36 protein-coding genes, 1 tRNA gene and 1 pseudogene are annotated in these 24,550 nt (G+C 45.9%); 5 read left to right on the plus strand and 33 right to left on the minus strand.

Translation table 11 applies throughout. From position 1 onward, the window contains the following. Positions 1–124: 124 nt before the first annotated feature. The 25 genes and pseudogenes from JKK62_RS13060 to JKK62_RS13180 form a co-directional block, all read right to left on the minus strand. Positions 125–1,987, minus strand: a complete 1,863-nt coding sequence (locus tag JKK62_RS13060; protein ID WP_201428267.1) for a phage minor capsid protein — start codon at positions 1,985–1,987, stop codon at positions 125–127. Positions 1,988–1,991: 4 nt separating this feature from the next. After that, positions 1,992–3,413, minus strand: coding sequence for a phage portal protein (locus JKK62_RS13065; protein WP_201428268.1), 1,422 nt, complete (start codon positions 3,411–3,413; stop codon positions 1,992–1,994). Next, positions 3,410–4,762 carry a PBSX family phage terminase large subunit gene (locus JKK62_RS13070; RefSeq protein ID WP_201428269.1) on the minus strand — a complete coding sequence of 451 codons (1,353 nt, stop codon included), beginning with the start codon at positions 4,760–4,762 and terminating at the stop codon, positions 3,410–3,412. The genes JKK62_RS13065 and JKK62_RS13070 overlap by 4 nt, the downstream gene beginning before the upstream one ends. Then, entirely contained in the window at positions 4,728–5,447 is a 720-nt protein-coding gene (gene terS, locus JKK62_RS13075; RefSeq protein WP_201428270.1) for a phage terminase small subunit, read from the minus strand. Before terS ends, JKK62_RS13070 begins: the two co-directional genes overlap by 35 nt. 126 nt (positions 5,448–5,573) lie before the next feature. Then, positions 5,574–5,648, minus strand: a pseudogene (locus JKK62_RS13080). Between the two features lie 150 nt (positions 5,649–5,798). Continuing rightward, positions 5,799–6,170 (minus strand): hypothetical protein, encoded by a 372-nt coding sequence (locus JKK62_RS13085; protein WP_243411849.1) that lies wholly within the window; start codon positions 6,168–6,170, stop codon positions 5,799–5,801. Positions 6,171–6,215: 45 nt separating this feature from the next. Further along, positions 6,216–6,389 carry a hypothetical protein gene (locus JKK62_RS13090; protein WP_201428272.1) on the minus strand — a complete coding sequence of 58 codons (174 nt, stop codon included), beginning with the start codon at positions 6,387–6,389 and terminating at the stop codon, positions 6,216–6,218. Continuing rightward, positions 6,379–6,543: a hypothetical protein gene (locus JKK62_RS13095; protein WP_201428273.1), complete on the minus strand. Its 165-nt coding sequence runs from the start codon at positions 6,541–6,543 to the stop codon at positions 6,379–6,381. The genes JKK62_RS13090 and JKK62_RS13095 overlap by 11 nt, the downstream gene beginning before the upstream one ends. A 46-nt stretch (positions 6,544–6,589) precedes the next feature. Further along, the gene (locus JKK62_RS13100; protein WP_201428274.1) at positions 6,590–7,327 is read right to left on the minus strand and encodes a DUF6273 domain-containing protein; all 738 of its coding nucleotides are present in this window, start codon (positions 7,325–7,327) and stop codon (positions 6,590–6,592) included. Between the two features lie 161 nt (positions 7,328–7,488). After that, positions 7,489–7,665 (minus strand): hypothetical protein, encoded by a 177-nt coding sequence (locus tag JKK62_RS13105; RefSeq protein WP_201428275.1) that lies wholly within the window; start codon positions 7,663–7,665, stop codon positions 7,489–7,491. A gap of 3 nt (positions 7,666–7,668) precedes the next feature. Beyond that, positions 7,669–8,052 carry a hypothetical protein gene (locus JKK62_RS13110; protein WP_201428276.1) on the minus strand — a complete coding sequence of 128 codons (384 nt, stop codon included), beginning with the start codon at positions 8,050–8,052 and terminating at the stop codon, positions 7,669–7,671. A gap of 1 nt (position 8,053) precedes the next feature. Then, positions 8,054–8,662 (minus strand): DUF551 domain-containing protein, encoded by a 609-nt coding sequence (locus JKK62_RS17825; RefSeq protein ID WP_201428277.1) that lies wholly within the window; start codon positions 8,660–8,662, stop codon positions 8,054–8,056. Further along, on the minus strand, positions 8,650–8,910 hold the full coding sequence (locus tag JKK62_RS13120) for a hypothetical protein (protein WP_173895444.1): 261 nt from the start codon (positions 8,908–8,910) through the stop codon (positions 8,650–8,652). The genes JKK62_RS17825 and JKK62_RS13120 overlap by 13 nt, the downstream gene beginning before the upstream one ends. Before the next feature lie 232 nt (positions 8,911–9,142). Further along, on the minus strand, positions 9,143–11,017 hold the full coding sequence (locus JKK62_RS13125) for a DUF927 domain-containing protein (protein WP_243411850.1): 1,875 nt from the start codon (positions 11,015–11,017) through the stop codon (positions 9,143–9,145). Continuing rightward, positions 11,017–11,511 (minus strand): CHC2 zinc finger domain-containing protein, encoded by a 495-nt coding sequence (locus JKK62_RS13130; protein ID WP_201428278.1) that lies wholly within the window; start codon positions 11,509–11,511, stop codon positions 11,017–11,019. Before JKK62_RS13130 ends, JKK62_RS13125 begins: the two co-directional genes overlap by 1 nt. Then, positions 11,508–12,008: an ERCC4 domain-containing protein gene (locus tag JKK62_RS13135; protein ID WP_201428279.1), complete on the minus strand. Its 501-nt coding sequence runs from the start codon at positions 12,006–12,008 to the stop codon at positions 11,508–11,510. Before JKK62_RS13135 ends, JKK62_RS13130 begins: the two co-directional genes overlap by 4 nt. A 2-nt stretch (positions 12,009–12,010) precedes the next feature. Beyond that, the gene (locus tag JKK62_RS13140; protein WP_201428280.1) at positions 12,011–12,424 is read right to left on the minus strand and encodes a single-stranded DNA-binding protein; all 414 of its coding nucleotides are present in this window, start codon (positions 12,422–12,424) and stop codon (positions 12,011–12,013) included. Further along, positions 12,421–13,239, minus strand: coding sequence for an ERF family protein (locus tag JKK62_RS13145; RefSeq protein WP_201428281.1), 819 nt, complete (start codon positions 13,237–13,239; stop codon positions 12,421–12,423). The genes JKK62_RS13140 and JKK62_RS13145 overlap by 4 nt, the downstream gene beginning before the upstream one ends. Beyond that, positions 13,236–14,174 carry a DUF1351 domain-containing protein gene (locus tag JKK62_RS13150; protein ID WP_201428282.1) on the minus strand — a complete coding sequence of 313 codons (939 nt, stop codon included), beginning with the start codon at positions 14,172–14,174 and terminating at the stop codon, positions 13,236–13,238. Before JKK62_RS13150 ends, JKK62_RS13145 begins: the two co-directional genes overlap by 4 nt. Before the next feature lie 144 nt (positions 14,175–14,318). Further along, positions 14,319–14,528, minus strand: coding sequence for a hypothetical protein (locus JKK62_RS13155; protein ID WP_201428283.1), 210 nt, complete (start codon positions 14,526–14,528; stop codon positions 14,319–14,321). A gap of 42 nt (positions 14,529–14,570) precedes the next feature. Continuing rightward, complete coding sequence (locus JKK62_RS13160; RefSeq protein WP_201428284.1) at positions 14,571–14,786, minus strand: hypothetical protein; 216 nt, start codon at positions 14,784–14,786, stop codon at positions 14,571–14,573. After that, positions 14,783–15,556, minus strand: a complete 774-nt coding sequence (locus JKK62_RS13165; RefSeq protein ID WP_201428285.1) for a hypothetical protein — start codon at positions 15,554–15,556, stop codon at positions 14,783–14,785. Before JKK62_RS13165 ends, JKK62_RS13160 begins: the two co-directional genes overlap by 4 nt. Continuing rightward, the gene (locus JKK62_RS13170; RefSeq protein WP_201428286.1) at positions 15,553–15,774 is read right to left on the minus strand and encodes a hypothetical protein; all 222 of its coding nucleotides are present in this window, start codon (positions 15,772–15,774) and stop codon (positions 15,553–15,555) included. The genes JKK62_RS13165 and JKK62_RS13170 overlap by 4 nt, the downstream gene beginning before the upstream one ends. After that, entirely contained in the window at positions 15,771–16,046 is a 276-nt protein-coding gene (locus JKK62_RS13175; RefSeq protein ID WP_243411851.1) for a hypothetical protein, read from the minus strand. Before JKK62_RS13175 ends, JKK62_RS13170 begins: the two co-directional genes overlap by 4 nt. A gap of 18 nt (positions 16,047–16,064) precedes the next feature. Beyond that, the gene (locus tag JKK62_RS13180) at positions 16,065–16,274 is read right to left on the minus strand and encodes a hypothetical protein (protein WP_201428287.1); all 210 of its coding nucleotides are present in this window, start codon (positions 16,272–16,274) and stop codon (positions 16,065–16,067) included. 116 nt (positions 16,275–16,390) lie between these two features. Here JKK62_RS13180 and JKK62_RS13185 point away from each other — a divergent pair, with 116 nt between their 5' ends. Beyond that, a complete protein-coding gene (locus JKK62_RS13185; protein ID WP_201428288.1) occupies positions 16,391–16,687 on the plus strand; it encodes a hypothetical protein in 297 nt (98 codons plus the stop codon). Positions 16,688–16,700: 13 nt separating this feature from the next. Here the strand turns inward: JKK62_RS13185 and JKK62_RS13190 are convergent, their stop codons facing one another. The 3 genes from JKK62_RS13190 to JKK62_RS13200 form a co-directional block, all read right to left on the minus strand. Continuing rightward, positions 16,701–17,054: a helix-turn-helix domain-containing protein gene (locus JKK62_RS13190; protein WP_201428289.1), complete on the minus strand. Its 354-nt coding sequence runs from the start codon at positions 17,052–17,054 to the stop codon at positions 16,701–16,703. A gap of 2 nt (positions 17,055–17,056) precedes the next feature. After that, the gene (locus JKK62_RS13195; protein ID WP_201428290.1) at positions 17,057–17,197 is read right to left on the minus strand and encodes a hypothetical protein; all 141 of its coding nucleotides are present in this window, start codon (positions 17,195–17,197) and stop codon (positions 17,057–17,059) included. 87 nt (positions 17,198–17,284) lie between these two features. Further along, positions 17,285–17,446: a hypothetical protein gene (locus tag JKK62_RS13200; protein WP_201428291.1), complete on the minus strand. Its 162-nt coding sequence runs from the start codon at positions 17,444–17,446 to the stop codon at positions 17,285–17,287. A 168-nt stretch (positions 17,447–17,614) separates the two neighbouring features. On the opposite strand from JKK62_RS13200, the gene JKK62_RS13205 reads away from it, so the two are divergent. Then, entirely contained in the window at positions 17,615–18,016 is a 402-nt protein-coding gene (locus JKK62_RS13205) for a helix-turn-helix domain-containing protein (RefSeq protein WP_201428292.1), read from the plus strand. 305 nt (positions 18,017–18,321) lie between these two features. On the opposite strand, the gene JKK62_RS13210 is transcribed toward JKK62_RS13205, so the two are convergent. Continuing rightward, positions 18,322–18,519, minus strand: coding sequence for a helix-turn-helix transcriptional regulator (locus JKK62_RS13210; RefSeq protein ID WP_201428293.1), 198 nt, complete (start codon positions 18,517–18,519; stop codon positions 18,322–18,324). A gap of 51 nt (positions 18,520–18,570) precedes the next feature. Here JKK62_RS13210 and JKK62_RS13215 point away from each other — a divergent pair, with 51 nt between their 5' ends. The 3 genes from JKK62_RS13215 (at position 18,571) to JKK62_RS13225 (ending at position 21,434) form a co-directional block, all read left to right on the plus strand. Next, on the plus strand, positions 18,571–19,140 hold the full coding sequence (locus JKK62_RS13215) for a tetratricopeptide repeat protein (RefSeq protein ID WP_201428294.1): 570 nt from the start codon (positions 18,571–18,573) through the stop codon (positions 19,138–19,140). After that, complete coding sequence (locus JKK62_RS13220) at positions 19,137–20,084, plus strand: YbjQ family protein (protein ID WP_201428295.1); 948 nt, start codon at positions 19,137–19,139, stop codon at positions 20,082–20,084. Before JKK62_RS13215 ends, JKK62_RS13220 begins: the two co-directional genes overlap by 4 nt. Before the next feature lie 177 nt (positions 20,085–20,261). Further along, positions 20,262–21,434 (plus strand): tyrosine-type recombinase/integrase, encoded by a 1,173-nt coding sequence (locus tag JKK62_RS13225; protein ID WP_201428296.1) that lies wholly within the window; start codon positions 20,262–20,264, stop codon positions 21,432–21,434. Positions 21,435–21,569: 135 nt separating this feature from the next. Here the strand turns inward: JKK62_RS13225 and JKK62_RS13230 are convergent. The 4 genes from JKK62_RS13230 to JKK62_RS13245 form a co-directional block, all read right to left on the minus strand. Then, positions 21,570–21,642 (minus strand) — tRNA-Thr (locus JKK62_RS13230). A 136-nt stretch (positions 21,643–21,778) separates the two neighbouring features. Continuing rightward, positions 21,779–23,086: an LCP family protein gene (locus JKK62_RS13235; protein ID WP_201428297.1), complete on the minus strand. Its 1,308-nt coding sequence runs from the start codon at positions 23,084–23,086 to the stop codon at positions 21,779–21,781. Between the two features lie 78 nt (positions 23,087–23,164). Then, positions 23,165–23,464, minus strand: coding sequence for a metal-sensing transcriptional repressor (locus JKK62_RS13240; RefSeq protein WP_436286313.1), 300 nt, complete (start codon positions 23,462–23,464; stop codon positions 23,165–23,167). Positions 23,465–23,674: 210 nt separating this feature from the next. After that, a complete protein-coding gene (locus tag JKK62_RS13245; protein ID WP_147631077.1) occupies positions 23,675–24,547 on the minus strand; it encodes a mechanosensitive ion channel family protein in 873 nt (290 codons plus the stop codon). Positions 24,548–24,550 lie beyond the last annotated feature (3 nt).

Raw genomic sequence — 24,550 nt, forward strand, 5'->3', positions numbered from 1 at the left:
TCGTCCGTCATTCTATCCGTAACTTGTCTTGCTGTCCAACCATGATTTTTGATGTAACGCATAGCATCTTCAACGCCTTCTTTATATTCCTGATATGTAAGATCATCTTCTGCTCTCATGTTACCTACCTCGTTCTTCCTGCCCATGGCTTGTTTTTATTTTTTTCTGCCTGCTTCTTCGCATTCGATACTGCATTTACCTTGACATTTGGAAAGTTCTCTTTAAACTGCTGCATAACTCCTCGACAGCTTTCGCACATACAGCGTTCTGACAACAAGTTAAGTGTATGTTCTTTTCCATCTCCTGCAGCTGATGCTGCATATTCAAACAGTTTCGCTTCACTATCACCAAATCTGTCATGATTTCCCACAACCGTTGTTTTAAATTTAGGCGATTTTGTTTGTAAAACAAGAGTTGTTTTGTCTCCTTTAAAATTGGTATATGCTGAATCTCCTTCTTCATCCAACTGACTATTTCCAAACTTTGTAACGCCGTCAAATTCCATAACTGCAATATTACCTTTTCTTTTTGCAGTTCCAGTGAAAAGCTCTGTCTTCGTCTGAAATGCTTTCTGATCCAGTTCGTAAATCTTGGATGGGGACATTTCACCGGAATCAACATCGTACAGTCTTACAACCGAATATCTATGCTGTAGTTCGTCCCACTTCTCAGGATCATTATACTTCATCTGCCTGAAATCCGCAAGACTTCCGGCATCTTCTTTCAGCACTTCCTTGTACCGTTTGTACTGGTTCGAATCAATCTTTGCGTTTCGTATCATCTCCGGTGTATAGCGTGCGTTCTGCTGTTTCGTGTTGGTCGCTACCTTGCCCAGTCCATCCTGATAGATTCGTTCACGCTGTTCCACAAGTCCCATTTTCTTGCTAAACTGCTTATACTCGTTCAGCTGTCCCTGGTACTTTGCTTTTTCCAGCATGATGTCATCCTTGTCAGCTCCTGCCTCTTCTAACAGCCGAATCTTCTGACGCTGGGCACGCATGGCGGTTTCCATCTTCCTCTGCTGCTGTGTCTGTTCGTAAGCATTGAGCTGCTTGCCGTTCCATTCTTTTGTCTGGGCTTCTCTTTTGTTCTGCTCTTCCAGCCAGTCATCCGGATAGAGACGTTCGGAAACGCCAGGAATGAACGGGTGGAACGTATGCCGGCAGTTGGCACCACACAATCCTGTGACGGTTCCGTATCCGCAGACCGTCCCTAATTCCTTCTTGCTGAACACCCTGCCCTGCCATGTCTGGTGATCTGGTCTTGCACATGGGTGCCAGGACACTTCAAAATACTCTGTATCGAGTTTTTCTGCGTTGTGCTCACTGACCTGTGCCGTGATCTGGTTCACGCCCGTAAGGACGGCTCTGCGTGCTGCCACGTCTGCCCGGTTCGTATGCCCGGAAGCATAATCCACCACCCTCAGCCCGCTGTTCGTCATCTGGGTGACGACTTTCCGGATCGCCGAGTTGTAGTCTGTGCCGCCCGTCACAACGTCCTGGATGGCCGTGTCCACGTATTTCTGGTAGTACTCGGCAAATGGTGTGAATACCCGCTTCCCTGCCATCAGGACTGAAAATCCGTAGCTCTGTGCCATATTAACGAGCGTGTCTTTCGTCTGCTTCTTGGTCGCCTCTGTGAGCTGTTGCAGCCATTTGTTATCCTCCGGCGTCAGGAAATCATCATTGACCTGTTCATAGATCTCCCGGTTGCGGACGTATTCCCATTCCGCTACCTTGTCATACATCTCAAACATTTCTGCCCAGGTTGCCCCCAGTGCTTCCTTGATGATCCGCTCCACCTCTTCGCGGGACTTGCCCATCTCGATCAGACGGTTAATCTGGTAATCTGCCGTTGATGTGATCTCTCCGGTCTTTCTAATCCGGCGGATAACATCTTCCATGATACGCCTCTCGGCTTCCCTCCAGATCTTCTCAGCCTGCAGCCCCATCCGCTGCACATCCGGTGCGGTTCTCTCCTCTGCCATGACATCACTCCATCACGTTGTTCTGCACTGGCAGGTTCTTTCTGGCCTGTTCCAGTGTTTCGCCGAACCATTTTGCCCGGTACTCATCTACCCCCATGGCTCCCATGGAGACATCCTGCCGGTCTCTCTGGCGTTCTGCCTCCTTATCCTCGATAATCGAATCATCGAAGTTGATTGTGACTTCTACGTCCTCTTTCAGTGGTTCACCGAGGGTAATACCAAGACGGATGATGATGCGGATCAGTTCTTCCAGGGCACTCTGCAGCACGATTTCATGCTTGCACAGACTCCGGTACATATCACTGTTTTCCGAAATCACCTGCGTTGCCGTTGCGACCGTACCTTTCTCGAACTTATAGCGTTCTGTTCCGAACCCGCATTTCATAGACAGATAATTCAGGTCATCATTCAATGCCTTGCTGTGCTGCTCTGTGCGAAGCTCCATGTTGACCTCATAGATCGGGTTTGTGTCTTTCAAGGTTTCTTCCGGCAGGCTATAGAATACCGTGTCATTCTCATCAAAGACCTTGTTGCCGTTCTCATCCGTCAGCATCTCCGGAGCCACAAAAATCCTCTTACGTCCAAGCCCGAACTCGTTGGCATAAGAATCATATTCTGTGTCGATCTTCCGCAGTATGTCGATGCTGTTCGCAAAAAGACTGATACCCATTGGGTTCTCCTCGTCTTCCATATCGGCATTGTTGACCATGTTCAGCCTGTCGATCACAAATTGCGGCTCTGCTGATCCTGTCTCGATCTCTTCCGGAAGCCCGGCAAAGATTGGAACCTCCTGCCACTCTTCTTCGGTAAGCTCCTGCCCGCAGGTCGAACCTGCCGTCACCAGCAGTACGGTATTTTCAATGCGGTAATTTCCATCCCCGCCGACCTTGTGATGCTGCAAGTGCAGATATCTCTTTGTGCAATAGGTTTTCGGAAATGCAAATATTACTTCCTGAATCTTTCCGTTTTCCCAACTGACCGGGAAGATATTTTTTGCAGTCACATAATTGATCTTGATTCTTCCGCCGGTCACTTCGCCCAGCAGACCGCTCTGCAAGTCCTCGATACACGGAACATAGGCAACGGTTCCAGAGCACGCCTTTCGTTCCTGGTATTCATTTCCAAGTGTGTCAAAATGGTTGTCCTGCAAGATCTGACGAACAAATGCATCCGTTCTCTGGTCATCCAGTACGATCGTCACACGTTCGTTCAGCAGCAGATCTGCCATATCCTCACAGACTTTCTTCGCCATGCCGAGGCTGTGACGCTTGCATCTGCTATAGCATCCCCTGCCGGTATACACACGGTAGAAAGTGAACCGTTTCACATTTCCGTTGTACCAGCTCTCCCACTCCGCTATTTTTCCGTAAAAAGAAGAAGGGAGCGTATTGATTCCCTTCTTTCGAAAATATTGAAAAATATTCAATTTCTGTCCTCCCTTTCTTCCTTTGGCAGGAACCGCTTCACCCTGTTCCAGAGCCCCATGACCAGATACCTCAGGGCATCGAGGCAATGGTCGTGCTCTTTTACCGGTACTTCTCTGCCCTTATCTAATAGTTTCCTGTCGTATTCGTATAAGCCAAATTCTTCGATCAGGTGCTTCTGATCCGGCGATATCCGAAGAATCCCATAGGTCAGCAGTTTCTGAACCCTGGCAATCCCAAGTGCGACCTCGTTCTGTGCATCCTTGAAATGTATGGTCAGGCCTCTCTGTCGGCAGGTTCTCTTGATTTCTTCCTGCAGTCCCCGTGCCGATGGGTCTAAGTACAGGTAGAAGATGTTGCAACCATATGCCTCTTGCAGGGATTCCACGAAGTCTGCAAAATCAGCCGCATATTCTGATGGTGATTTCTGCTTTCCGGTTTCCCTGCCCGAATGGTAGTACTCCTGTAAGCCATCCAGACGGCACTGATATTCGTTGATACCGCAGGCCTGATAGGTCGTTGCGTTCTGCTGTCCGTAGTCTGCCCCGATGCCGATCAGGTTATATTTCTGTCCTTCTTCCGGCCTGCCTTTGTGCCGTCCGGAAAACATATAATAAATCAGTTCATCAACGCCGATACACTCTCCCAGCCATACCCAGCTGTATTGTTTTTTATCCAGACGCATCATGGTCTCGGCAGTCTCGATCAGGTCACGCCCCAGCCATTCTTCCGGTACATCCCTGTAATCTGTGTGGATGTGGATGCAGTCCGGGCGTTCTTCCATCTTCTTCAGCCATTCCATGATCGGGGCATTCGGGTTCTTGGGCGGATTGAACAGGTAGATCATCTGAAACCCGGAACTATTGCCGCGGATGAACGTTGCTTCAATGTTCTGCAGTTCATCTTCTCCTTCACCGTCCTCAAAAAACTCTGTCAGCTCGTCCAGGATGACCAGTTTGATCGGCTTGTCCTCATCAATGATACCTTTGGTATCGTCAATGCCATCTGATCCGGAAAAGTATATGCTCGAACCGTTCTTCCGGTAGCTAATCTCCATCGGTGACTTTGTGATCCGGAAGCGGTTCTTTGGTATCTGCAGCCTGCCAATTCCACGGAGCATCTCTTTATACACTGTTTTTCTCAGCTTATTGTGATGCTTACGCAGCACCACCACAGATCCGTGGCTGTCCGCTATGATCTGATAGTTGGCACGGATTGCCACAAAACTGGACTTTGTGCCGGCCCGCCCCGATGTCAGGATAATGTGCCTGTACTTCCTGTTATTGAACACCGGCAGATACTTCGGGATCACAATATCAGATATCCGTACCTGTTTCTTTTGGTGCATCATTGATAATCTCCACCCCGTCTTCCTGGTTTTCGTTTCCGTTTTCCCTGCCGATCTTGTCTGCCTGTGCCTTTAACTGCTGGATACGTGCCTTTTGTTCCTCACTGGCCGCCTCCCAGTTTTTATGCAGCATCTCGTCATACTGCTTGATCATGTTCCTCAGCTCGCCCTGTGCCCTTGCCTGGGCTTTCAGGAACTCATTCTGCTTGTCCCATGCCTGTTGTACTTCCCATTTCTCTCCAAAAACGTTTCCTTCTTTGTTTTCTATTTTTTCGATCGTCTTGTCCTGCTGATCCTTCACGTAGGCAATACGCTGTGCACGTATAATGGCAGCGTATGCGATCTGAATCTGATGCCATAGAAGATCCAGCGGGTCAGCCTGTTCAATCGCCGAGAAGATTTCCTGTGTTTCCTCCGGCAGGTATTTCCGGAAGAATCCATACTTCTCAGCATTCTTATTCCCAGGCGGCCCGGTCGCATTTCTGTTCCCCGGCTGACCGCCTTTTTTTCTCTTTTTCGAACGTTCGCTTTTTATATCCGAACGCTCGTTTTCCCATTTGTGCGTGCATTTCCATCTTCGGACTGTCCCTTCCGGGATATTTAGTTGACTTGCAATCTCAACTAATTTCTGTCCCTGCAAATACATCTGTTTTGCTTGTTCTATTCGTTTATCCGGTGCTCTTGCCAAGCCTCACCACCTCTTATTCGTCGTTTTGTAAGTACACAAAAAGACACCCGGCACTGCCAGATGTCTTCTTGCGGAAAATGTAGTATTCTTTTGAGAAAGGATTCTTATATGTCCCCATCAGGGAAATCGGAACAGAAGGACTCGAACCTTCGTCCATCTTACAGACCGTGTCTGGTGCTCTCGCCGCTGAGCTATGTTCCGATGCTGCCGGGCTGTTGAGACCCGGCAGCTGTTAAAATATACAATACAGAGGTAAATGTAACAACCATGTCAGCATCAGTTTTTCAACCAACCGATGATACCATTAAATCACGAAAGTACCCCCTCTTAGTTACCCACTTTTAAAAATTTTTATCTTTTTTGTGCCAGAAGAAAGAAAAAGTATCTTCTCGCCTCATAAAATTTTCTACGCCCCATCGGCACATCCATGTATTCATACGGCACACCAGACGTCACATTCTTCAGAATCCACGGATATATTTCTGCATCCGCTTCCATCGCCGTCTGCTCGATCAGCTCCGTGTCACGCTTAAGCTGTGCGATCCGCAACGCCTTTTTCTCCGTTGGGTTGCTGCTCGACGTTCCTCTCGGCATCCCGTCCTGACTAAAACCGTCTATGCCATAGTTCCTGTCAATCTCCTGCTTTTTCTGCCAGTATTGCAAACAGAAGTATTTCAGCTCATTGTATTTATCTCTTGAGATATTATGATCGCTCAGCTTCATATCTCGCTTTCTGATCTCCACCGGCATCGCCTCCCCTCGTATGTATCACAGTTTCCACTTTCTTCCGGTGTGCTTGTCAGTGATTTCCGTCACTTTGATCCCCTGCACACTCACAACCGTATTCAACGCATCAAATATCTTTCTGATGTGCTTCGGCATCTTATCCGCCTTTCGCACGGCTCTGTCTGCTGTCGGATCACGGTATCCTTCATGATTCATCCACATCACTCCAATCTTGCATTTGTCCGCACCACGGGCAATACGGCAGATACTTTTGCACCTCATCGCCGCAGTTTCGGCACTCGTAGGCTGTTCCACCAAACACGCTCAGTACAGCCTGCGGTTTCTTCGGTGTTCTGCTTTCATCGCTCATCTTCCCGCCCCTTTCGATCTCCTGTGCCCTGCGTGGCGGGCACTGATTATTTGATTGCTTTCGCTCCGATGACGCAAGCCGGGGCGAAGCGAATGCTGCCCGCTGCACTGATGTAGTCGACGTCGCCGGACGCGGCCACATTCCACGTATTGGCCGCGTAGCCTCTGTGAGCAGATCTTGTCCAGTGCCACTCTGTCTCCTGCTCCGGATTGACTTTCACGCAGTCGCGTTCTGATCTGAACCGCTGATACTTCTTTTCTTTGTCCTTCATTTCTTCCACGGACAGAAGGAAGAACGTGTCCAGTGTTTCCTGTCTGCCGTCATTTTCTTTCAGCACTGGAACCAGCATCTTTCTGAACCCTTCTTCAAATCTTTCTTTGAACGCAATGCTGTTCATGTAACTTCTGATACTCGACTTTTCCCACTTGTTGCAGTTGCCTTCATTGAATGGCATTTCGTCAAATAACAGATCTGCGAACTGAAGTGTCATTGTGTGCATGTCTTTGTTTGCTGCTTTGTCTTTATCGTAATCCAGAATGTTCAGTACCGCTTCTCCAATTCCTTCGACCTGGACTGTGATCTGTCCATCTTCTCCGAATGTTTCTCTTGCCTTACCTGCTGCCAGGATCTCCTCGATCTGCTCCCATGTGTACTCTGTTTCTCTGATTGTTCTTGCTTTCATTGTCTGTTCTCCTTTTCTGGTCAATACTCTTTCTTTGCATACCGGACATACCATTCTTCCCTCCGGTATGATTTCGCCACACATCACGCATCTGTCTTCCATCGTTGTCTCCTAATCGAACGGAAGCTCTTCTTCGATTCCGTCCGGTATGTTCATAAAGCCGTCTGCTCCTGGAATCGTTTAGCCGCCTCAGCATCCACTGCACGCTCCAGATGGTTATAATGTGCCCGCCGTTTGGCGTTCTTCTCAGCTGCTTTCATCCTTCATCTTCTCGCCCCTTTCATGAACGCCTCAACCATGGCTTTTTTCCAGCTTCTTTCGTATTGTCCACAGCAGTATGTGTTCACTGTAACATCTCTGAACTCTTCACTCTTCGGGCACACACAGACCCCTCTGCTGCCGTGGTATCTGCATGTGTCACACGTTCTGTCGTAATTCATTTTTTATTTCCCCTTCTGTAATGATTTCAAAAATTCTGCCAGTTCCATTTCACTGTTGGGATATTTGCTGTAAGCTTCTCTTACATTCCACTTAGGAACTCCATTTTTCTTTTCAGCCTCTGGACCTCCTACCAGATGGAAATAACAGCTTTCTCTTTCCGGAGTGTATTTATTGCCCGGAATGATATATGTTTCCGCGATCAATCTTGCCCCGTTGTCAAAATCATACTTGTAATATTTACATCCAATATTCTCGTCTTCGTACCACAATCCCCATTCTTTGTATTTTCTGAGCCACGCTCTCCGCTGTTCATTATTTTTCAGCACTGGAAGCACTGGCTGTTTCCCACCTTCGTGGTACTGCAATGTTTTATGGTATATTGTCATGTTATTCATCCTCCCTGTATGGCTTCGGCAGCGGCATCCAGGCATTGACGAACAGGTCGTTTGCCAGACAGGTATCTTCGTCAATGCAATCCCCCAGATACCATGCACCACCTAATTCTTCATCATCCACGTATCTCCCAACCAATGGAAGAGAGAAATTTTCAAACGACATCAGCACATAACTATCATTTTCCGGCAATCTCTCTGTCACCGGGATCCATCCGGGCTCGCTAACCGTATGGGATTCCAGACGGTTCCTCTGGCGGATCAGCTGCTCTGCTTTCGCTCGTGTTTCCTTTTCACTTGTGTACACATTAGGTGCATCCCAATCAATCCAATCATCTTCATACTTGACTTGTTTTGCTGATACGTCCTGGACTACAAATCCGTTGACATAACAATCCCATTCAGGACGTTCAATCACATCAACCTCATAGATCAAATCACCTGGTTTACATGGTGTAATGAACAATCTGCCCTCTTCCTCTGCATCTTCGTATTTGCCCAATTTGTTTTCTATCTCCATAACACTTTCCTCTTTCGCCACGTATTGTGTTTCCATTCTTCCATCTACCCAAATCCGCTCATATGCGGTTGTTAATCTCTCCACTGTTCTTCCTCCGTCCCTGCCTTATCTCTTTCATCCTGCCATTTCTGGTCAAGATATTCGCAGAATCCTAATATCTGCCGTTTCACAAAATCCACCGGATACTTCTGGTAGAGCTCCTGTGCTTTATCATATACTTCTTTCCAGTACTGATCCGAGTCTTCCGGGATCCATACGCTTTTCACAAATTCCCAGAACTCCGGCATAAATGCCGCTATATCCGGTATATCTTTCTTCTTTACTCCTGCCATGCCGTCCTCCAGTTACCAAAAATACAAAAACAGGTTGTCGGTTACGTTTTCCATGTATCCCGAAAAGTGGCTTAAATACTGCATTTTCAAGCATTTTCATTGTTAAGTTACAAAATTACAAGAATTTTTGTCCCTATACGTGAGAGGTGAGATATTTTAAAAATTCATTTTTTTATTTTTTTCTCTGTATATAGTTCAATTTTTCCGTGTATCCCCTGTAACTTGTAACCTTTTAGTCAAATGGTATCTCCATCTGCTCGCTTTCTACCGGCACAAACTCCGGTTCTTCCTCAATTCGCAGCCATACACACCGGACAGTGCTTCCGCTGACCTTCTTGTTTTTGGTCATCTGGCCGCCCTGCGTCTGTAACAGACCTTTCCGGTTTGCCCAGGACAGGAACGATTTCTTTGAAAATTCACCCTCTCTGCACAATTCATCAAACGCTGCGTTAAAAATCAGGGCGTATCCTTTCTGGATCATCCCCCACTTCTCGCACTTTGTAGTCGCGTCAAAGCGGTGCTCATTCATGTTTACTTTGTCCAGTATGAACCGATAGCAGCGTTCGTTGTCAGAAAGCTCATTTCGGTCCACAAGCACTTCTTTCGCTTCGTCTACAGAAATATACTCTCCGTCCTTAAAAATCCGCTCTGTGGCGATTTTATCGGCTGTCAGGACAATTGAAAGTGAGATCGCCTGCTTCTGCATCTTGTCGTCATTCATCAGCTCTGCCTGGAGCTCTTTCTGGATCCGGCAGATCTCTTCCTTTCCCATATCCTTGAGGACATCGATGAAATCCATCCCGGCAAAGCCGTAATTATGTTTGATAGTGTCCATGGTGCCCTGCGGGTCCGGGAAGAAGTGCTCGCCTGCTTCCACTTCCAGTACACGGTTGATAGCCCCGCCCTGGCTGACATAGCTGGTGATCGGCTTCTCTCCATTCGTCAGGGTGATGCACTCCCATACATTCTCCCGGTTTATCCCAAGCTCCTTGTTGGATCTGGTCTTGCCTTTTCCGGAACACAGGTTGTATATGATCTCCTCAAAGCGTTTTTCTACGGACTGGCAGCGTTTGCTGGTGTCGTCCAATACAACTGGCAGATGGTTCAGAAAATCTGCCAGTGCCTCAAAACCAACGTCTGTGCTGGCATAATCACGGTAGTACATCCCCTTGTTCGGGTTTGCCCAGATAGACGTTGCCAGCAGCAGTGTAACGGACTTTCCGCCCTCCGTCTGTCCCCAGAGGTCTACCATGAACGGCAGGCCTCCGATGATGCTGATCAGCACACTTGCAAACGATGCTGCCATCATAAACTGGATCTCAAAACACCGCTTCTTTCTCAGGTCCAGGACACGCTGGTACCACTTCTCCCGGCTTCCATGGCTCTGTATGCTCTCATAGATCTGGCGGAACCTGGCCGCACCGTCAAATTCGATCCCGGTATCATACGGCAGGAATTTCCCCCGGATCCATCCCATTTTTGAGCTTGAAAGGATGACTGGGATATTTTCCTCATTATCCGCTTCCACATCCGCCAGGTAACGTACCAGCAGCTTCGCACTCTCACTCGTCACCAGTATGGACCTTGCAGACAGGTCACATATCTTACTGGCTTTCGTGACCGTTGTCTTCGGGATCGTCAGTTCCCTCCATCTCCCGTTTCGCTTAAATGCAAGCGTAACCTGTTCTTCTTCCGTCTGCAGGTTCTGCATGCGTCTGACCGGTATGATCGGATGCCGGCACGCAATGACATCCTGCCGTCCGCTCTGAGGGTCATACAGCCTCACGCCTTCGTCCGTCACGATCCACTGCCCGCATTTCATCGGTTCGTATTTATGGTCAGAGAAGTGTGTCCAGTTTTCTGCCATGGCTGTCTTCTGCTTTTTCTTTTTGGTTTCATTGTCAACCTTCCTGTAGGCTTTCACCATCTCACGGAACTCCGTCTTTACTTTCAGTTCGGTTGCTCTCATGCTCAATGCTGCCAGAAGCTCTGCACGGTACAGTTCGTCCTCCTGGTCGAACACCTCGGCAAGCACCTTGCTGGATAAGATTGTCTCTTTTGTTAATTGATTAAGTGGGACCATTCCCTCACCTTCTTCCTGCCCCATCAGTAACTGATTCCATTCAATGCACCATGCATATACAACTGGTATTGCATGGCGTTGTAGCTGTCGCACCATGCGTCCGAGAACGGTTCTGCTGTCTGGAAATTCTTCCTGTATATCCCGATCAACAGCAGATTAAACCGTTTTTGCTCCTCTTCACGGTGTTGTTCTTTTTTTCTTTGTTCTTTTGCTTTTTCCCTGCGGTATCGTGCCATACGCTGTGAAAAGCTCCCCGGCTTTTCCTGCCTGTATGTCCCACCAAGACTCAGGAACGCTTCGCGGAAGCTGACACCATCCATCCCCTGTACGAAGTCGAAGATGTCTCCATTCGCTCCGCACCCGAAGCAGTGAAAATCCTTTTCATAGATCTTCAGGGACGCATCCCTGTCACCTGTATGGAACGGGCAGCGGATAAAACCGGCCCTGTTTGGTCGGAATCCATACTGTTCAACGATCTCCTTCATGCTGTACCGCTGTTTTAGTTCCTCTTTTGTCATAGCCCCTCCTTCAGGATCCGGATGATCTCTGCCCCAGTCTCTTCTTTTTCACAGAACAGGAACCTGCATCCGTATTTCCTCTCTAACGTGTGCAGAATCCGGTGCAGGGTTTCCCCGGTCGTGGCTTTTGTCTCGGTTTCTTCCCACTTTCCTGTTTCCGGGTTTCTTTGCCTTTTCCACCGCCGCGGGTTCTCCCACCAGATCACATCTGACAGCTGCCGGAACCCTTTTCCATGTTCGCACAGGAATACAAGCTGGATGTCGTTATCCTGTGCCAGCTTCAACTCCTTCCGGAAACGTTCGTGACCCTGGCATGCATTGCAGCACAGCTCACTCAGGTTCTGTTTCCGGTCGATGATCAGCCGGGGATTATCGTAGTTCATGTAATCCCCTACCATCAATTTTGAGACTGGGTGCCGGATGCCCTGGGCGTCAAATTCCTCCAAGATTTTCCCGATCGCTTTCGGTTTTTCCCTTGAATCAATCTGTATGATCATAATCAATTAAACGGCAGCTCTTCATCATCTATGTCATCCGGGATACGCATGAAGCCATCATCCGTTTCCTGTGGTGCTGGTATGCCGTTGTCCTGCTGTGCTGCTTTACTTTCCGCAAAACCTGCCGCTTCCACTACCACATCCGTTGTATAGACCTTCTGTCCGTCCTGGTTCGTATAGGAACCTGTCTGGATCCGGCCGTTCACCTCCATTTTTTTTCCTTTCGAAAAATACTTTTCGATAAATTCGGCTGTTTTTCCGAATGCAATGCAGCCGATAAAGTCTGCACTCGATCCGCCTTCCTGACGGAACCGTCTGTCTACTGCCAGGGTAAATCTGGCAATTGACAGACCACCGTCTGTATATCTGATCTCCGGGTCACGCGTAAAGCGTCCGGTCAACTGTACACTGTTCATTCTGTTTCTCCCTTTCGGTCTGGTGTTTTTTCAAAGATACTCATGATATATTTAAATTCCCCGATTGTAAGCTCTTCGATCGTCTTTGCATTTACCTGCTTGCGTCCCAGGATGATCTTGTCCGGAACCCCGGTACGTTTCTGTTCTGCACGGACTGTGGCAATCATCTCCTTTGTTGCAGGACTGCCCACGTTCACTTCCGTTTCGCTGCCTTCCGGTTTTTCCGCCTTCTTCTCAGGTTCTGCTTTTTTTTCAGAAACTGGCTTCTCTTTTGCTGCCTGCTTCTTCGGCTGTGCCGCTGCCTTAGGTGCTGCCGCCTTCTTCGCTTTTTGCCCTTTCGTCCCCTCTTCCTGGAGTTCCAGTGACTCCGCATCCGGATCCACCATGTCTTCTGTCGGAATGCAGAATACCTGAAAGCATGCATATTTATACGCAATCGCCATGGCCTTGTTAGTTGCCTTATCACCTGTATCGATACCTTCTCCGTAGATAATCGCTTCTTCGTTTGACCCGTCTTCCGCATAAAACCCAAACTTTACCTTACAGATGACCTTGATCATATCGGTGCCATTCTTCGTCTTTCCCACTACTTCGCACTTTCGTTCCAGTACACGTGGGATGATCACGACCTTATTCCTGGCAAGTGCCGGATGCAGGGCGTTATATACATCATCGATACTGCGGAATTTAAATCCCTGCTGCCGGTTAACCTTATCTTTTGCAACGCTCCCAACATCTGCGATCACGCCGGCCAGTGCCTTATAGATCATTGGTGCGTTGTTTCCTGCTGTTCTGCCTTTTTCGTCCTGCATCATGCATCCCTCCTTGTATAATAGATTCCAATGCTGTTGAACGCCATCTCAACTTCTTCCAGTTCTTCCGGCGTGGCTACGACTTTGTAAAATGCGGTGATCGTTGTCGGCTGTTCAAATGGAAGCTCATCGTCTGCTTCCTCAGCAAAAAATCCCTGTGCTGCTTCATTTACCGCAGCCTGTTCTGCTTTCTCGCGTTCCTCTTTTCGGATACGCTCTTCTTCTTTGATCCGTTCTCTTTCTTCTTTGCGGATCCGTTCTTCCTCTGCTCTGCGTTTCTGCTCCTCTTCCAGACGCTTCTTTTCGGCTTTCCGTTTCATGATCTCTGCCTTCTGTGCTTCATACTGGTTTACGTAATTGATCGCCCCAGCAAGGTCCAGGTCTTCCTTGTACCGTCTGAGTGCTTCTGGAACCGCATCGGAGGTCATGGCTTCCAGCATGGCAACTTCTTTTCTGACGGAAGAAAACACCTCTTCCATTTCTTTTCTGACTGCTGCCATACTCGTAGAAGCGTTTTCCCATTTGGCGTTATAGATCTTCTTAAGCGTCAGATAATCTCCCAGATCCCCAACCAGGGAATCATACAGTGCTCCAATCTTCGCTTTCTTTTCCGCTTTTCTTCTTTCTTCCATCTCCGTGATCTGCTGGCTGATCAGGCCGATCGGCTGGTCAATGATCTGCATCAGTTCTTTTGCTTTCCCCTCAAAATCATTGTAAGGGATCATATACTGGTTTTTTACTTCCTTGCGTTTGTCATCGATTGCCTTTTTCATCTTTCGAAGTGCCGCCACTTCGTTCTTTGCATAAACTCTGTATTCATCTGTAAATGTTGCATTTTTATAGAGATCCATTCTTGCCTGGAGTTCGTCACGGATCTCTTCAAAGTTGAAACCGATCACACCCGGCTTCTGGTCAACAACCACCTGTAATTCATTCATCTGTATTTACCTCGTTTTGTTTTTCTTTCTGCTCCCTGAGTTCTTTCAGGATCATGCTCACACTCCATGTGGAGCACTTCATTTCATCTGCAATCTTCGCATTGCTCCACCCTGCCTCGTGCAATGCTTTTACCTTCCCCCGGTCTATGGTCTTCTTTGTTGGGGGGGGGCTGTTTTTCCACTTTTTTCCGGCTTCGTCTCTGTTTCTGGAACCGGGATTTCCAACACCAGCAGCATCGTTGCTGCTGTTACCTCTCGGAAACTCATGCCGTCAATGCATCTGGCAGCATATACCGCTTCGCCATTCCTGAAACGGTCTGCAGCTTCCTTGATGTCGATCTGTTTATATTTCACTTGATTTACCTCCTACTTTTGCCCTATAATTGAGCTGTGTTATTATTTTTCAAGTCCCGGATCGCCCGCCAAAGCACCGGGACTTTTCACTACCTCGAGTGTCGCTTTCTCAACGATCACCGATTCTTTCGTCTCTTCATTTATTGCATGCACATAGATGCTATTATGGTGCCAGATCCGGTACTTGTCCGAATCAATCCCGGCCAGTTCCAGGATGGCTCTGGCTTCCTGGTCGCGTCCTTCATTTACCCAGATCATCTGCTTTCCCCCTCCAGACGGATACATACTTTTGCCAGTTCCGCTGCAAGCTTATATTCCTTTTCGTATCTACTGCCTCCATGCGTTTCCTCCACTCTATCAACAAATTCCTGGAGGCTTCCAGAAAAGCAGCCACATCTTACCCCTACCGTATTATTCTTAGTCCTGTAGAATGTAACAAACCCATCTCGGCTTCCGATCGGCCCTTGCACAAAGAAATGCCTTGTATCGGAAACTTCCGCATCGCCACAAACACACGCTTTTCCGGAAACTTTTGCGTTGCCGGAAACTTTTGCGTTGCCGTAAACTTCTGCATTGTCGCAAACCAACGCTTCGCCGCAAACTCTTGCATTGCCAGAAACTACTGCATTGCCGGAAACTACTGCATCATCGGAAACTTCTGCATAGCCGCAAACTTCTGCATAGCAGCAAACTTTTGCGTTGTCGCAAACTTCCGCATAGCCGCAAACTTCTGCATTGTCGCAAACCCACGCTTCGCCGCAAACTCTTGCATTGCCAGAAACTACTGCATCGCCGGAAACTACTGCATCATCGGAAACTTCTGCATAGCCGCAAACTTCTGCATAGCCGCAAACCATTGCATTGTCGGAAACCCACGCTTCGCCGCAATGAGAAAGATTTTCTTCTTTCTCAATATATCCACCGAGGTCTCCAGCTTTGACAGACCCGAAATCACGCACTGCTCTGATCCGGTACAGCGTTTTCCCGGAAACGATCACCGTTTCCTCTGTCAATTCATATTTTTTCATTCTGCTTCCTCCTTCTCCGCCCACAGCATGATGCGGATTACTACCGCACACCACACGGTAATTGTGGTTCCTACAATATCGCGTTCACAAATCGTGCTGTATTTTCCCAGCCACCAGAATGTCCCGACTGCGGCTGCTGTGGCTAAAATCGGGGCGAGTACAGCCGCTCCGGTTGTTTCTTCCACTTCTTCTGTTACTTCTGTTTCTCTTCTTTTCATTGCTTGTCTCCTTTCCATACGAACCCGGTCAGCTCGTATAACTTTTTGGGACTGATGTATGTACTTCTTCGACTTGCCTGCCCTCTTTTGGTCGGCTTCGATCTGAACACCAGCCCGATATCCAGCTCACCGGACTCCATTCGGTTAATCACTGTGCTCTGTTCCACTCCCAGAACCTTTGCGGCTACCCTTGTGGGTACCGGTTCAGGCGGGAACTCTGGCTGCTTGCACTCCCGGAGTACTTCCAGAAGCATTTTTTTAAGTTCTTCCATTTTGCCACCTCACTTTCTCTATTCATCCAGTGTCAGAATCACAATCCAGAACAGCAACAGGATTGCTAATGGTTTACCCCGCTTTCTATAGGATTCTTCCATTGTCTCTAATGCTGTTGCGGTATCACTGAACGCACTCGAGACTGCTTCTCGCATCTCCGCACCTGTGATCGCTGTCGTAACTTTCTCGGCTTGCTTTTTGATGTCTGAAATATAATGTTTCATCAATGGTCTGTTACCTCCTGTTTTCCCTTACTCAATATTTTTGTATTGATTTTTTAATATTTTGGTAGTATCCTTTTATTCACCACATAACGACCATAGAGAACAGAAAGGAGTACATTATGCCTCAAATTCGATTTTGTGTAGGCTCTTACCCTGGAAACATTGACAAACGTCTTGATTACATATCTTCTGCAAGTATCTATGAATTTTTTCCGGATGACTTTATGAAAGAATTTACAAGGTTTAGTGATGTAACTGACTTCTTCAAAGCCATTGGCTGTGATTTAACAGCACCGGAAGATCTTAATAAACTGCAAGATACTGTTGCATTTGATTCTTCTATCAGACTGCATTCTGATTTTGAATCTTGGCAGGATATGGTCGAAACAGCTTACCAGCGTCTCTTAGACAAATAGATTTTTAATGATGCTATTCGCTGTCTGGCTTTACTAGCTTGAATCTCACATCACATACTGCATAGCCATCTTCAATTTTTAATAACTTTACGAACGCTCGCACATCCGGGCGTTCTTTTTCTCGCTGCTTATCGCCTGCTTCATCTGACTGTTTCGAATCACCTGCCTCGGTTTTAAGCAACACACTTACATCTACATCAAGTGCGGATGCAAGTCTGAGAATGTCTGTTTCTTTTATCCTTTTTCTTCCTTTCAACATATCTGTAAGCTGTTGCTTTGAATACCCTGCTTTTTGGGCTACTGTGCACTGCTTAAGACATTTTTCTTTGATTATATTTGAAAGATTGTCTGCTACAATAGATTTCATCCCTACCCCGCTTTCTGTTCTTCGAGAGTATCTCTGGCTCTCAGGATCTCTGCGTTACTTCTGATAATTGCCAGGCTTTCTCTGTCCAGTTTTTTCAGAATTGTAACTGTTTCCTGTAACAGTTTCTTTTTCGTTTCTTTCATCTAGTTCTCTCCTTTCTTGGCTTGCCATCATCAGCGACCACGTTGCCATCGTGATCGGACGGGGAAATCTCCCCGTTTCGGCTTTATTTATAAAGTTGTTTCAATAAATTCAGCTGCTGCTTTGATGGTTCTAAAAGTATGAAACTCTCTGAACCCTTTGCCCTCACGCACGTTTACGTGATAGGCTCCGCGTGTTCCTTTCATTCTTTTGATTTCGTAACCCTTAACAACTTTTACTGTTTCGTACATTTTATTTACCTCCTGTGTTTTGCTATTTCGTTGACCTTGGTTACATTATACTTTCCTTCGGTTACTTTGTCAATACTTTTTTGTTGCCTTTGGTTACTTTTTTTGTTGACTTTTTGTTCGTGCGGTGTTATTCTAAGATCAGAAAATAGAATGAAGGGAGGCGAATGAATGACGCAAGGTGAGCGTGTCAAAGAAATCCGAAAGAGCTTAGAAATGACAATGGAGCAATTCGGCAGTCGACTCGGAGTTACTAAAGTAGCAATCTCCAGAATTGAAAAAGGAGAACGCAATCTCACAGAACAAATGAGCCGGGCGATATGCCGTGAATTCAATGTCAGTGAAGAATGGCTGAAAACAGGTGATGGAGAGATGTACCAGCGGCTCTCGGAAGATGAGGAAATAGCTGGTATTGTTTCAGATCTGTTAGAAGAAGGAAAAGACAACGCTTTTTACAGTGTAATTTTGGAGATAGTCAAAACTTACAGTGAACTGTCTCCGGCATCACGAAAGGTACTTATGGAAGCAGCCGAGAAACTGGCAGACAATTTGGCAAAAAAGAAAAGGGACTAACGTCCCTCTCTTCTGTCAAAGTGCTTCTTGATGATTATGTAAACCTGTTTCAAAAAGGTTTCATCTGAAGCGTTCAGTTTGTTGATCAGTTTTATAATCTCGTTTTTGTAGTCCATCCTATGTACCTCCGATCACGTTTTTTCAAACATTTGTTCGAAAATCTTTAATTTTATATTATCACAAAAATATTTGTGATGCAACTGTTTTCGAACATTTGTTTTAGTAAAATTTTCCTTTCACTATATAAAACGTATCGGAAGCTAAAAAGTTGTGCGTTGTCCGAAATCCCGGACGCTTTTTGAAAATCACTTATATTCAGACTCATACAAGTTAGAAATAGTGGTTTTCAGCCCTGCTGCCAACTGTTCCATAGTTGCCAGAGTTGGACTTACTCGACCGGTCACTATATCACCGATCGTAGACCGGGGAACACCGGTCATAATTGCCGCCTGCCTGATCGACAGGTGGTGCTGTTCCAAGAATTGAGATAATAATATTTTCATGGTGTTATTATCTCCGGAAAAAGAAAAAGTATTCAAAGGAGAAAAGAGGTTATGGAATTTTACGACGATATGCAAGAACCCTATTGGTTAGACGAAGATTATCGTCAAATATCTGAACAATATTTTTCAGGTATGGAAGCAATAGAATCTGACTGGTCTGTCATGTATAACTTGAAAGACTACGAGGGCGAACGTGCTTCAATTTTCATACAAAATTGCAAAAATAATATTGAAGCTTTTAAAATCTGGAAGAAAATCAGTGAAAAATATAAACAAGACTCTCCTCCGTGTGTTCCTGCCTATAAACGTCTGGCGATGATTTATGAAAAACAGGGGCTTTACGAAAACGCTGCTGCCGTGTGTGTAGAAGCATTAACCATGAATGTAACAGTCGATGACACAAAAGCCGGCATGAAAGGACGATTAACACGTATGATAAAGAAAGCCGGACGTCAGCCCTCACAGCAAGAATTCCTGTTGCTGGAACCTGCAAAAATCACACCGCCTAAAGAAATCCTTCGTACACGCTGGGGTGATTACGAAATGCCTGACCCTTACACTTTGGATATTCGCAAAGGTCCGCGTTACGACTTAAAAAAGATAAAGGAGAGCAAGCCATGAAACTGACATCCGGTTTTAATTTTGAAAATTATGAAATTACAGATTATTTAGGATTTTGTTCAGGAGAATACGCTTTAAATACAAAGTTTCTTTCTGACTTTAATCTTTTATCTTCGTACTCTGAAAAACTTGAAGCGGCTCAAAAAAATGCTCTCGACCTTTTAATCAGCAACGCAAAGCAAATGGGTGCCAATGCAATTATCGGACTCGATATCGATTATACTACTGATGACCATGATATTATGGGCGTAATCGCAAATGGCACTGCTGTAACAATAAAGAGCACTTTGAAAGAACCTGTCGTTCCTGTAAAAATAAATGTTATCAATTATAACCCTGATTTGGAATTTAGGGTATCGTCCTTGACGATATTGCCAGATACTGAAAAATCTACAATTACTGCAACATTATTCGGAAAATCATCTGAAAATATTACTGGTGTTCTCGCTGATATCTTTCTTGTTGATATCTTCGATGAATTGCACCCAGTACATTACACAGGTTTTTCACGTTTTGATGTTGCACAAAACTTTGCTACTTCCATCAGTACACCTGTTCCTTGCAGTTTGGAACTTAATATACTTCCGCTAATTAAGTACGCTAAGGTATCCATTAAAAAATACATATTTGGCAACACTGTCATAACAGCTTCAGATAATGATTGTCTTCTGGATATTGAGCAGGAGACTATTTCCGAAGATAATACTGACAATATTTTCTCTAACTACAAATTGCAGTTAGATGAATATATGGATTCTGTATGCCACATGAACTCTGCCACTGAAATATTGCATTATACAAAAAACCTTATTGAAGAAAATCATGATTTTATACAGGCTGACTTAATACAATTAATTTCTTCTTGTGCAAGTCTTGAGCGTATGTATGGAAATTGTAAAAACGATTGCATTGAAAAAATCAAAACTTATTTTGATAGTATCTAAAAACAACCAAACAACAAAAAATCCGCCCCGGTGTTCCCAGCACCGAAGCGGATCAGCGAATCTATACAGGTCTGGAGACCGGCATAATTCTTCCTTGAACAAGAAGATTATACCACAATCCTCCAGCACCTGTACAGGTGTATTTTTTATACTCATTTTTAAGGAGGATGATATATTATGGCAAAATACAAAAAGAGAAAAGACGGCAGGTACGCCGCATGGGTAACTACCGATGAAATAAATCCGGAAAACGGAAAAAGAGTCCGTATACAGGTATATGGTCGTAGTGTTGCGGAGCTGGAACGCAAGAAAGCCGAGGTGATCGAGCAGACCAGCAAAGGCATCTATGTATCAGAAAAGAACGTGACATTCGGGGCGTATAAATGGAAGTGGTTAGAACTGTACAAATCCGGGCGTGAAACGAACACGATTGAAGGTTATCGGAACATTCTGAAAAACCACACTACCGCACTGGATGGTCTGAAACTGTTGCAGATTAAAAAAACAGATGTTCAGACCGGATACAATGTACTAAAAGGTCACGCCGATCTGCAGCGTCGTTACTACCAGACAGTCAACCAGATCATGCGTGCTGCCATTGATGACGGCCTGCTGTTCAAGAATGTTGCGGAAAATATCGAAAAAGATCCTGCACCGAAGAAGAAAAAACGGGCACTGACAGAGTTGGAACGTATCCACCTGGAAGACTTAGAGCTGGATCCGCAGGCAAGTACACTGCTGCATATGTTGCTGTATACCGGAATGCGGCGGCAGGAGATCATCCCTCTGACACGGTTTGATATCAATTTTGCCCGGAAAAAGATCACTGTCAACAAGGCAGTTAAGTTCGTTGGAGAAACTGCCGTGCTCAAAGACACGAAAACAGACAGTGGAGAGCGTGAGATCTATCTGCTGGATCCACTGGCGGACGTCCTGAAAAAGTATCTGTCTACATTACAGGGTAATCTTCTGTTTCCCGGAACTGATGGCAGCTATCTGAAAAAGTCGCAGTATCGCAGACTGTTCGAGCGGATCAAGCGGACATTGAACACTGCCTGCGGCGGCACACATCACTATGAAAACGGCCGCATCAAGTTCGATCTAGATATGTGTCCGGGGCTGGGATCGCATACATTCCGGCATGAATATGCAACCATGCTGTATTATTCCGGCATTGATATCATGGAAGCGGTGGAGATCATGGGGCATAGTAATTCGAAGATGTTACTGGATACCTACGCAGAACTGCGGAGGCAGGAAGGAAAATCCATCCAGAAGCTGAACGATTTCGCAAAAAAATCATATCAAAATAATACTTCTGACAGCACTGAAAAAGTGACTACATTTTGACTACACTTTCCAAACATTTTACACTTTTTCGCACTGTTTCAGGCGGTTTTTATGCATCAGAAAAATAGCTGTTTCAAAACGCAAAAAACACCGGAAACCCTTGATTTTACTGGATTTCCGGTATTTTTTCTGTCAAGCTGGAAAAGGGACTTGAACCCTCGACCCCTTCATTACGAGTGAAGTGCTCTACCGACTGAGCTATTCCAGCATCGGTCAGCAGTATTGCTGCTGACTCAAATTATTATACATGATTATTGTCTGTTTTGCAAGTATTTTCACAAAAATAATTACAATTTAACTAAGTCAAATACATTTCCCATTTCCATTGCAGATATCTGCTCAACTCAATATTCTTCATCGTAATTATACCCATCCGGGCTGTAATCGTTATACTGCTCCTGATCGTAAAAATTATCGTAAGAATTATCATCATAAACACTGCCGTCACCATTATCGCTGACTGCCGCTTCCTGCGTCTGGGTTTCTGTCTCAGACTCGGTCTCCTGGATTCCCGGAATATTATCATCGACATCTTTTCCGGCTTCTTCTCCGTTCAGCGTATAATTCTCTTTGCTGACGGCACTGCCTTTGCTGAATCCGCTGACTTCTTCGATATGAGCACTTCGCTCCTGTACACCTGCGGACGGCTCATAATCTTTGATGCCAAACAGGTAGTCATGCAGTCTGGTAACATTCCAGGATAAGGTAACCGGAACTTCGGAATCTCCGCTCAGATCACTTGTACGGTGTTCAAACGGGAATCCGCAGGTATCCCCCAGCTGATAAGACAACATATTCATTCCCAGAGATACAATATCCGATTTGCTGAGACTGGTGGAGATCATCGGGAACACATTGTCCATGATATCTACCAGCGTCTTCATATCTGCTTTTTTTGCTTTTGCCACGATTTTGGCGATCAGCTCTCTCTGGCGTTCGGTACGTTTGTAATCGTTTCCGGCTGTATAACGGATACGGGTGTAGGATACTGCCTGTACACCGTTCAGATGATACGTGCCCGCCACTTCCGGCTCGATACGTTCATAAGATTTTCCTGTGATTTCAGAAGTTCCGACACAGTAGTTGTTCATATGTACAACCTCTTCGTCTGTCAGATCAAAATCAAAACCGCCAAGTGCATCTACTACTTCTACCAGTGCATTCATATTCACCGTTACAAAATCCGTGATGTCCAGATCCAGGTTCTGGTTCAGCATATTGATCGCCCATTTATAACCGCCGTTCGCATAGGCTGCATTTGCTTTTCCATAACGGTCTTCACCGATATTCAGGTACGTATCACGGTATATGGATACCAGTTTTACCACTTTCGTGTCGTTATTGATACTCGCAATGATGATCGTATCGGTGTTTGTATAATCCATACTTCCGTCACGGGAATCAACACCGAACAGGGCAATATTGGTATAGCCATGCAGAACTGCATTCGTCTCCACTTCTTCATTCACCTGGATGTCACCGGACTGAAGCGTCACAGTATCAATATTTCCCAGTCTCTTTTCGAACTGTACATACAAAAAGCCAAATACCAGCAGCGGAATCAAAATGATCAGTTCTGTGATAAATAAAATCTTGTGTCTGCGATATTTTTTATATGCAGAACTTTTCTTGCGTGTCTTGTCTTTCTTCATGCCTTCCTCTTCGGCCGCATCTTCTGCAGCAGATTCTAATGAAATTCATCGTTAAAAAGTCTACTGAATTATTATACACTATTTAATGAACCTGTCAATTGCCTTATTCAATTCTTCAATTTCCTTCCTGTCTCCGGACTCGATCGCATCTACCAGGCAATGCTGGATGTGATCTTGAAGAATGACTTTTCCGGTATTGTTGATCGCTGCTTTGACTGCGGAAAGCTGGATCAGCACCTCACTGCAGTCTCTGCCGTTTTCCACCATTTTCTTGATAGACTCCAGGTGTCCGATCGCACGGGAGAGACGGTTTAACACGGCTTTTGTATGTTCGTGACTGTGCGTATGCGTGTGCGTGACAACTGTTCCGTCCTCCAGCACATGCGTGTGACTGTGGGCATGTCCTCCGGAAGTCTGCTCTTTTGTATGGGCTTCCGCCTGCACACCGTTTTTCTTTGTTTCCATAATATTTTATCCTCCTGTAACTTGCCCCTTACTTCTGTTTTTCTCCCTCTGTCATTGTCATTTTTCTGCATTGACCGACACAGGCAGCAAACTCTGTACTCCTCCTGCTTTTACCGGATATTCTTACCGGCTGATCTTCACATCGATCTGCTGATATGGGATCTCAATCTGATTTTCATCAAATCTGTATTTGATTTCTTCGGTGATCCGCCATTTTGCCGGAAAATAATCCTGTGGTCTTACCCAGGCATGCCACCCGAGGATCACACCGGAGTCTCCAAGACTTTCAACGACCACTTCCATCTTCTCTTCTTTCAGAATGGCCGCATCCTTCTGCAAAATAGCGAGCAGCACTTTCCTTGCCTCATTGATATCGTTTCGATAGGAAATCCCTACCTTTTCACGCAGTTGCCGCTTATCCTGCTTTGAAATGTTCGTCAGACTGCTGTTAGTGATGATTCCGTTTGGAATCGATACGGTACGGTTATCGACCGTCAGAAGTGTCGTATAAAAGAGATCCACCTTCACCACGGTTCCTTCATTTCCATGGGTATCTTCGTGGATATAATCTCCGCTGACAAATGGTTTCATAAACAATAAGATAAATCCCCCCGCAATATTCGAAAGCGATTCTTTTAACGCCAGCACAACGCCGACTCCCATCGAGCCGATCAGTGCAGCAACCGACGCTCCGGACACTCCGAGAAAAGTGGCCATGACTGCCATCACCATCACGTACATGATGGCTTTCATAATGGAAAGTGTGAAGTGTGCGGATGCTGCCTCCATTCCGGCCCGTTCAAAGGATCGGCCAAAAATCTTCAGGATCAGCTGAATGATCTTGCGGCAGACAAAAAATGCGATCAGGACAATGACCAGTTTGATGCCAAGATCCATAAGCCCCGGCATTTTCCCCTGAAAATACTGTGTAAACTGATTGACTTCTTTTACACTTTCGGTCAGCGAATCTGCCGTATTCTCTGCTATTTGTTCCATCTG

The organism is Ruminococcus difficilis, from assembly GCF_016680995.1.

Bases quoted from the DNA above. Each gene is read 5' to 3' on its own strand.
- JKK62_RS13060 (WP_201428267.1), bottom strand. From the start codon at position 1,987: ATGGCAGAGGAGAGAACCGCACCGGATGTGCAGCGGATGGGGCTGCAG.
- JKK62_RS13070 (WP_201428269.1), bottom strand. From the start codon at position 4,762: ATGATGCACCAAAAGAAACAGGTACGGATATCTGATATTGTGATCCCG.
- JKK62_RS13085 (WP_243411849.1), bottom strand. From the start codon at position 6,170: ATGAAGCTGAGCGATCATAATATCTCAAGAGATAAATACAATGAGCTG.
- JKK62_RS13090 (WP_201428272.1), bottom strand. From the start codon at position 6,389: ATGAATCATGAAGGATACCGTGATCCGACAGCAGACAGAGCCGTGCGA.
- JKK62_RS13095 (WP_201428273.1), bottom strand. From the start codon at position 6,543: ATGAGCGATGAAAGCAGAACACCGAAGAAACCGCAGGCTGTACTGAGC.
- JKK62_RS13100 (WP_201428274.1), bottom strand. From the start codon at position 7,327: ATGGAAGACAGATGCGTGATGTGTGGCGAAATCATACCGGAGGGAAGA.
- JKK62_RS13105 (WP_201428275.1), bottom strand. From the start codon at position 7,665: ATGAATTACGACAGAACGTGTGACACATGCAGATACCACGGCAGCAGA.
- JKK62_RS13110 (WP_201428276.1), bottom strand. From the start codon at position 8,052: ATGACAATATACCATAAAACATTGCAGTACCACGAAGGTGGGAAACAG.
- JKK62_RS13120 (WP_173895444.1), bottom strand. From the start codon at position 8,910: ATGGCAGGAGTAAAGAAGAAAGATATACCGGATATAGCGGCATTTATG.
- JKK62_RS13125 (WP_243411850.1), bottom strand. From the start codon at position 11,017: ATGGGGCAGGAAGAAGGTGAGGGAATGGTCCCACTTAATCAATTAACA.
- JKK62_RS13130 (WP_201428278.1), bottom strand. From the start codon at position 11,511: ATGACAAAAGAGGAACTAAAACAGCGGTACAGCATGAAGGAGATCGTT.
- JKK62_RS13135 (WP_201428279.1), bottom strand. From the start codon at position 12,008: ATGATCATACAGATTGATTCAAGGGAAAAACCGAAAGCGATCGGGAAA.
- JKK62_RS13140 (WP_201428280.1), bottom strand. From the start codon at position 12,424: ATGAACAGTGTACAGTTGACCGGACGCTTTACGCGTGACCCGGAGATC.
- JKK62_RS13145 (WP_201428281.1), bottom strand. From the start codon at position 13,239: ATGATGCAGGACGAAAAAGGCAGAACAGCAGGAAACAACGCACCAATG.
- JKK62_RS13150 (WP_201428282.1), bottom strand. From the start codon at position 14,174: ATGAATGAATTACAGGTGGTTGTTGACCAGAAGCCGGGTGTGATCGGT.
- JKK62_RS13160 (WP_201428284.1), bottom strand. From the start codon at position 14,786: ATGATCTGGGTAAATGAAGGACGCGACCAGGAAGCCAGAGCCATCCTG.
- JKK62_RS13165 (WP_201428285.1), bottom strand. From the start codon at position 15,556: ATGAAAAAATATGAATTGACAGAGGAAACGGTGATCGTTTCCGGGAAA.
- JKK62_RS13170 (WP_201428286.1), bottom strand. From the start codon at position 15,774: ATGAAAAGAAGAGAAACAGAAGTAACAGAAGAAGTGGAAGAAACAACC.
- JKK62_RS13175 (WP_243411851.1), bottom strand. From the start codon at position 16,046: ATGGAAGAACTTAAAAAAATGCTTCTGGAAGTACTCCGGGAGTGCAAG.
- JKK62_RS13185 (WP_201428288.1), top strand. From the start codon at position 16,391: ATGCCTCAAATTCGATTTTGTGTAGGCTCTTACCCTGGAAACATTGAC.
- JKK62_RS13190 (WP_201428289.1), bottom strand. From the start codon at position 17,054: ATGAAATCTATTGTAGCAGACAATCTTTCAAATATAATCAAAGAAAAA.
- JKK62_RS13195 (WP_201428290.1), bottom strand. From the start codon at position 17,197: ATGAAAGAAACGAAAAAGAAACTGTTACAGGAAACAGTTACAATTCTG.
- JKK62_RS13200 (WP_201428291.1), bottom strand. From the start codon at position 17,446: ATGTACGAAACAGTAAAAGTTGTTAAGGGTTACGAAATCAAAAGAATG.
- JKK62_RS13205 (WP_201428292.1), top strand. From the start codon at position 17,615: ATGACGCAAGGTGAGCGTGTCAAAGAAATCCGAAAGAGCTTAGAAATG.
- JKK62_RS13210 (WP_201428293.1), bottom strand. From the start codon at position 18,519: ATGAAAATATTATTATCTCAATTCTTGGAACAGCACCACCTGTCGATC.
- JKK62_RS13215 (WP_201428294.1), top strand. From the start codon at position 18,571: ATGGAATTTTACGACGATATGCAAGAACCCTATTGGTTAGACGAAGAT.
- JKK62_RS13220 (WP_201428295.1), top strand. From the start codon at position 19,137: ATGAAACTGACATCCGGTTTTAATTTTGAAAATTATGAAATTACAGAT.
- JKK62_RS13225 (WP_201428296.1), top strand. From the start codon at position 20,262: ATGGCAAAATACAAAAAGAGAAAAGACGGCAGGTACGCCGCATGGGTA.
- JKK62_RS13235 (WP_201428297.1), bottom strand. From the start codon at position 23,086: ATGAAGAAAGACAAGACACGCAAGAAAAGTTCTGCATATAAAAAATAT.
- JKK62_RS13245 (WP_147631077.1), bottom strand. From the start codon at position 24,547: ATGGAACAAATAGCAGAGAATACGGCAGATTCGCTGACCGAAAGTGTA.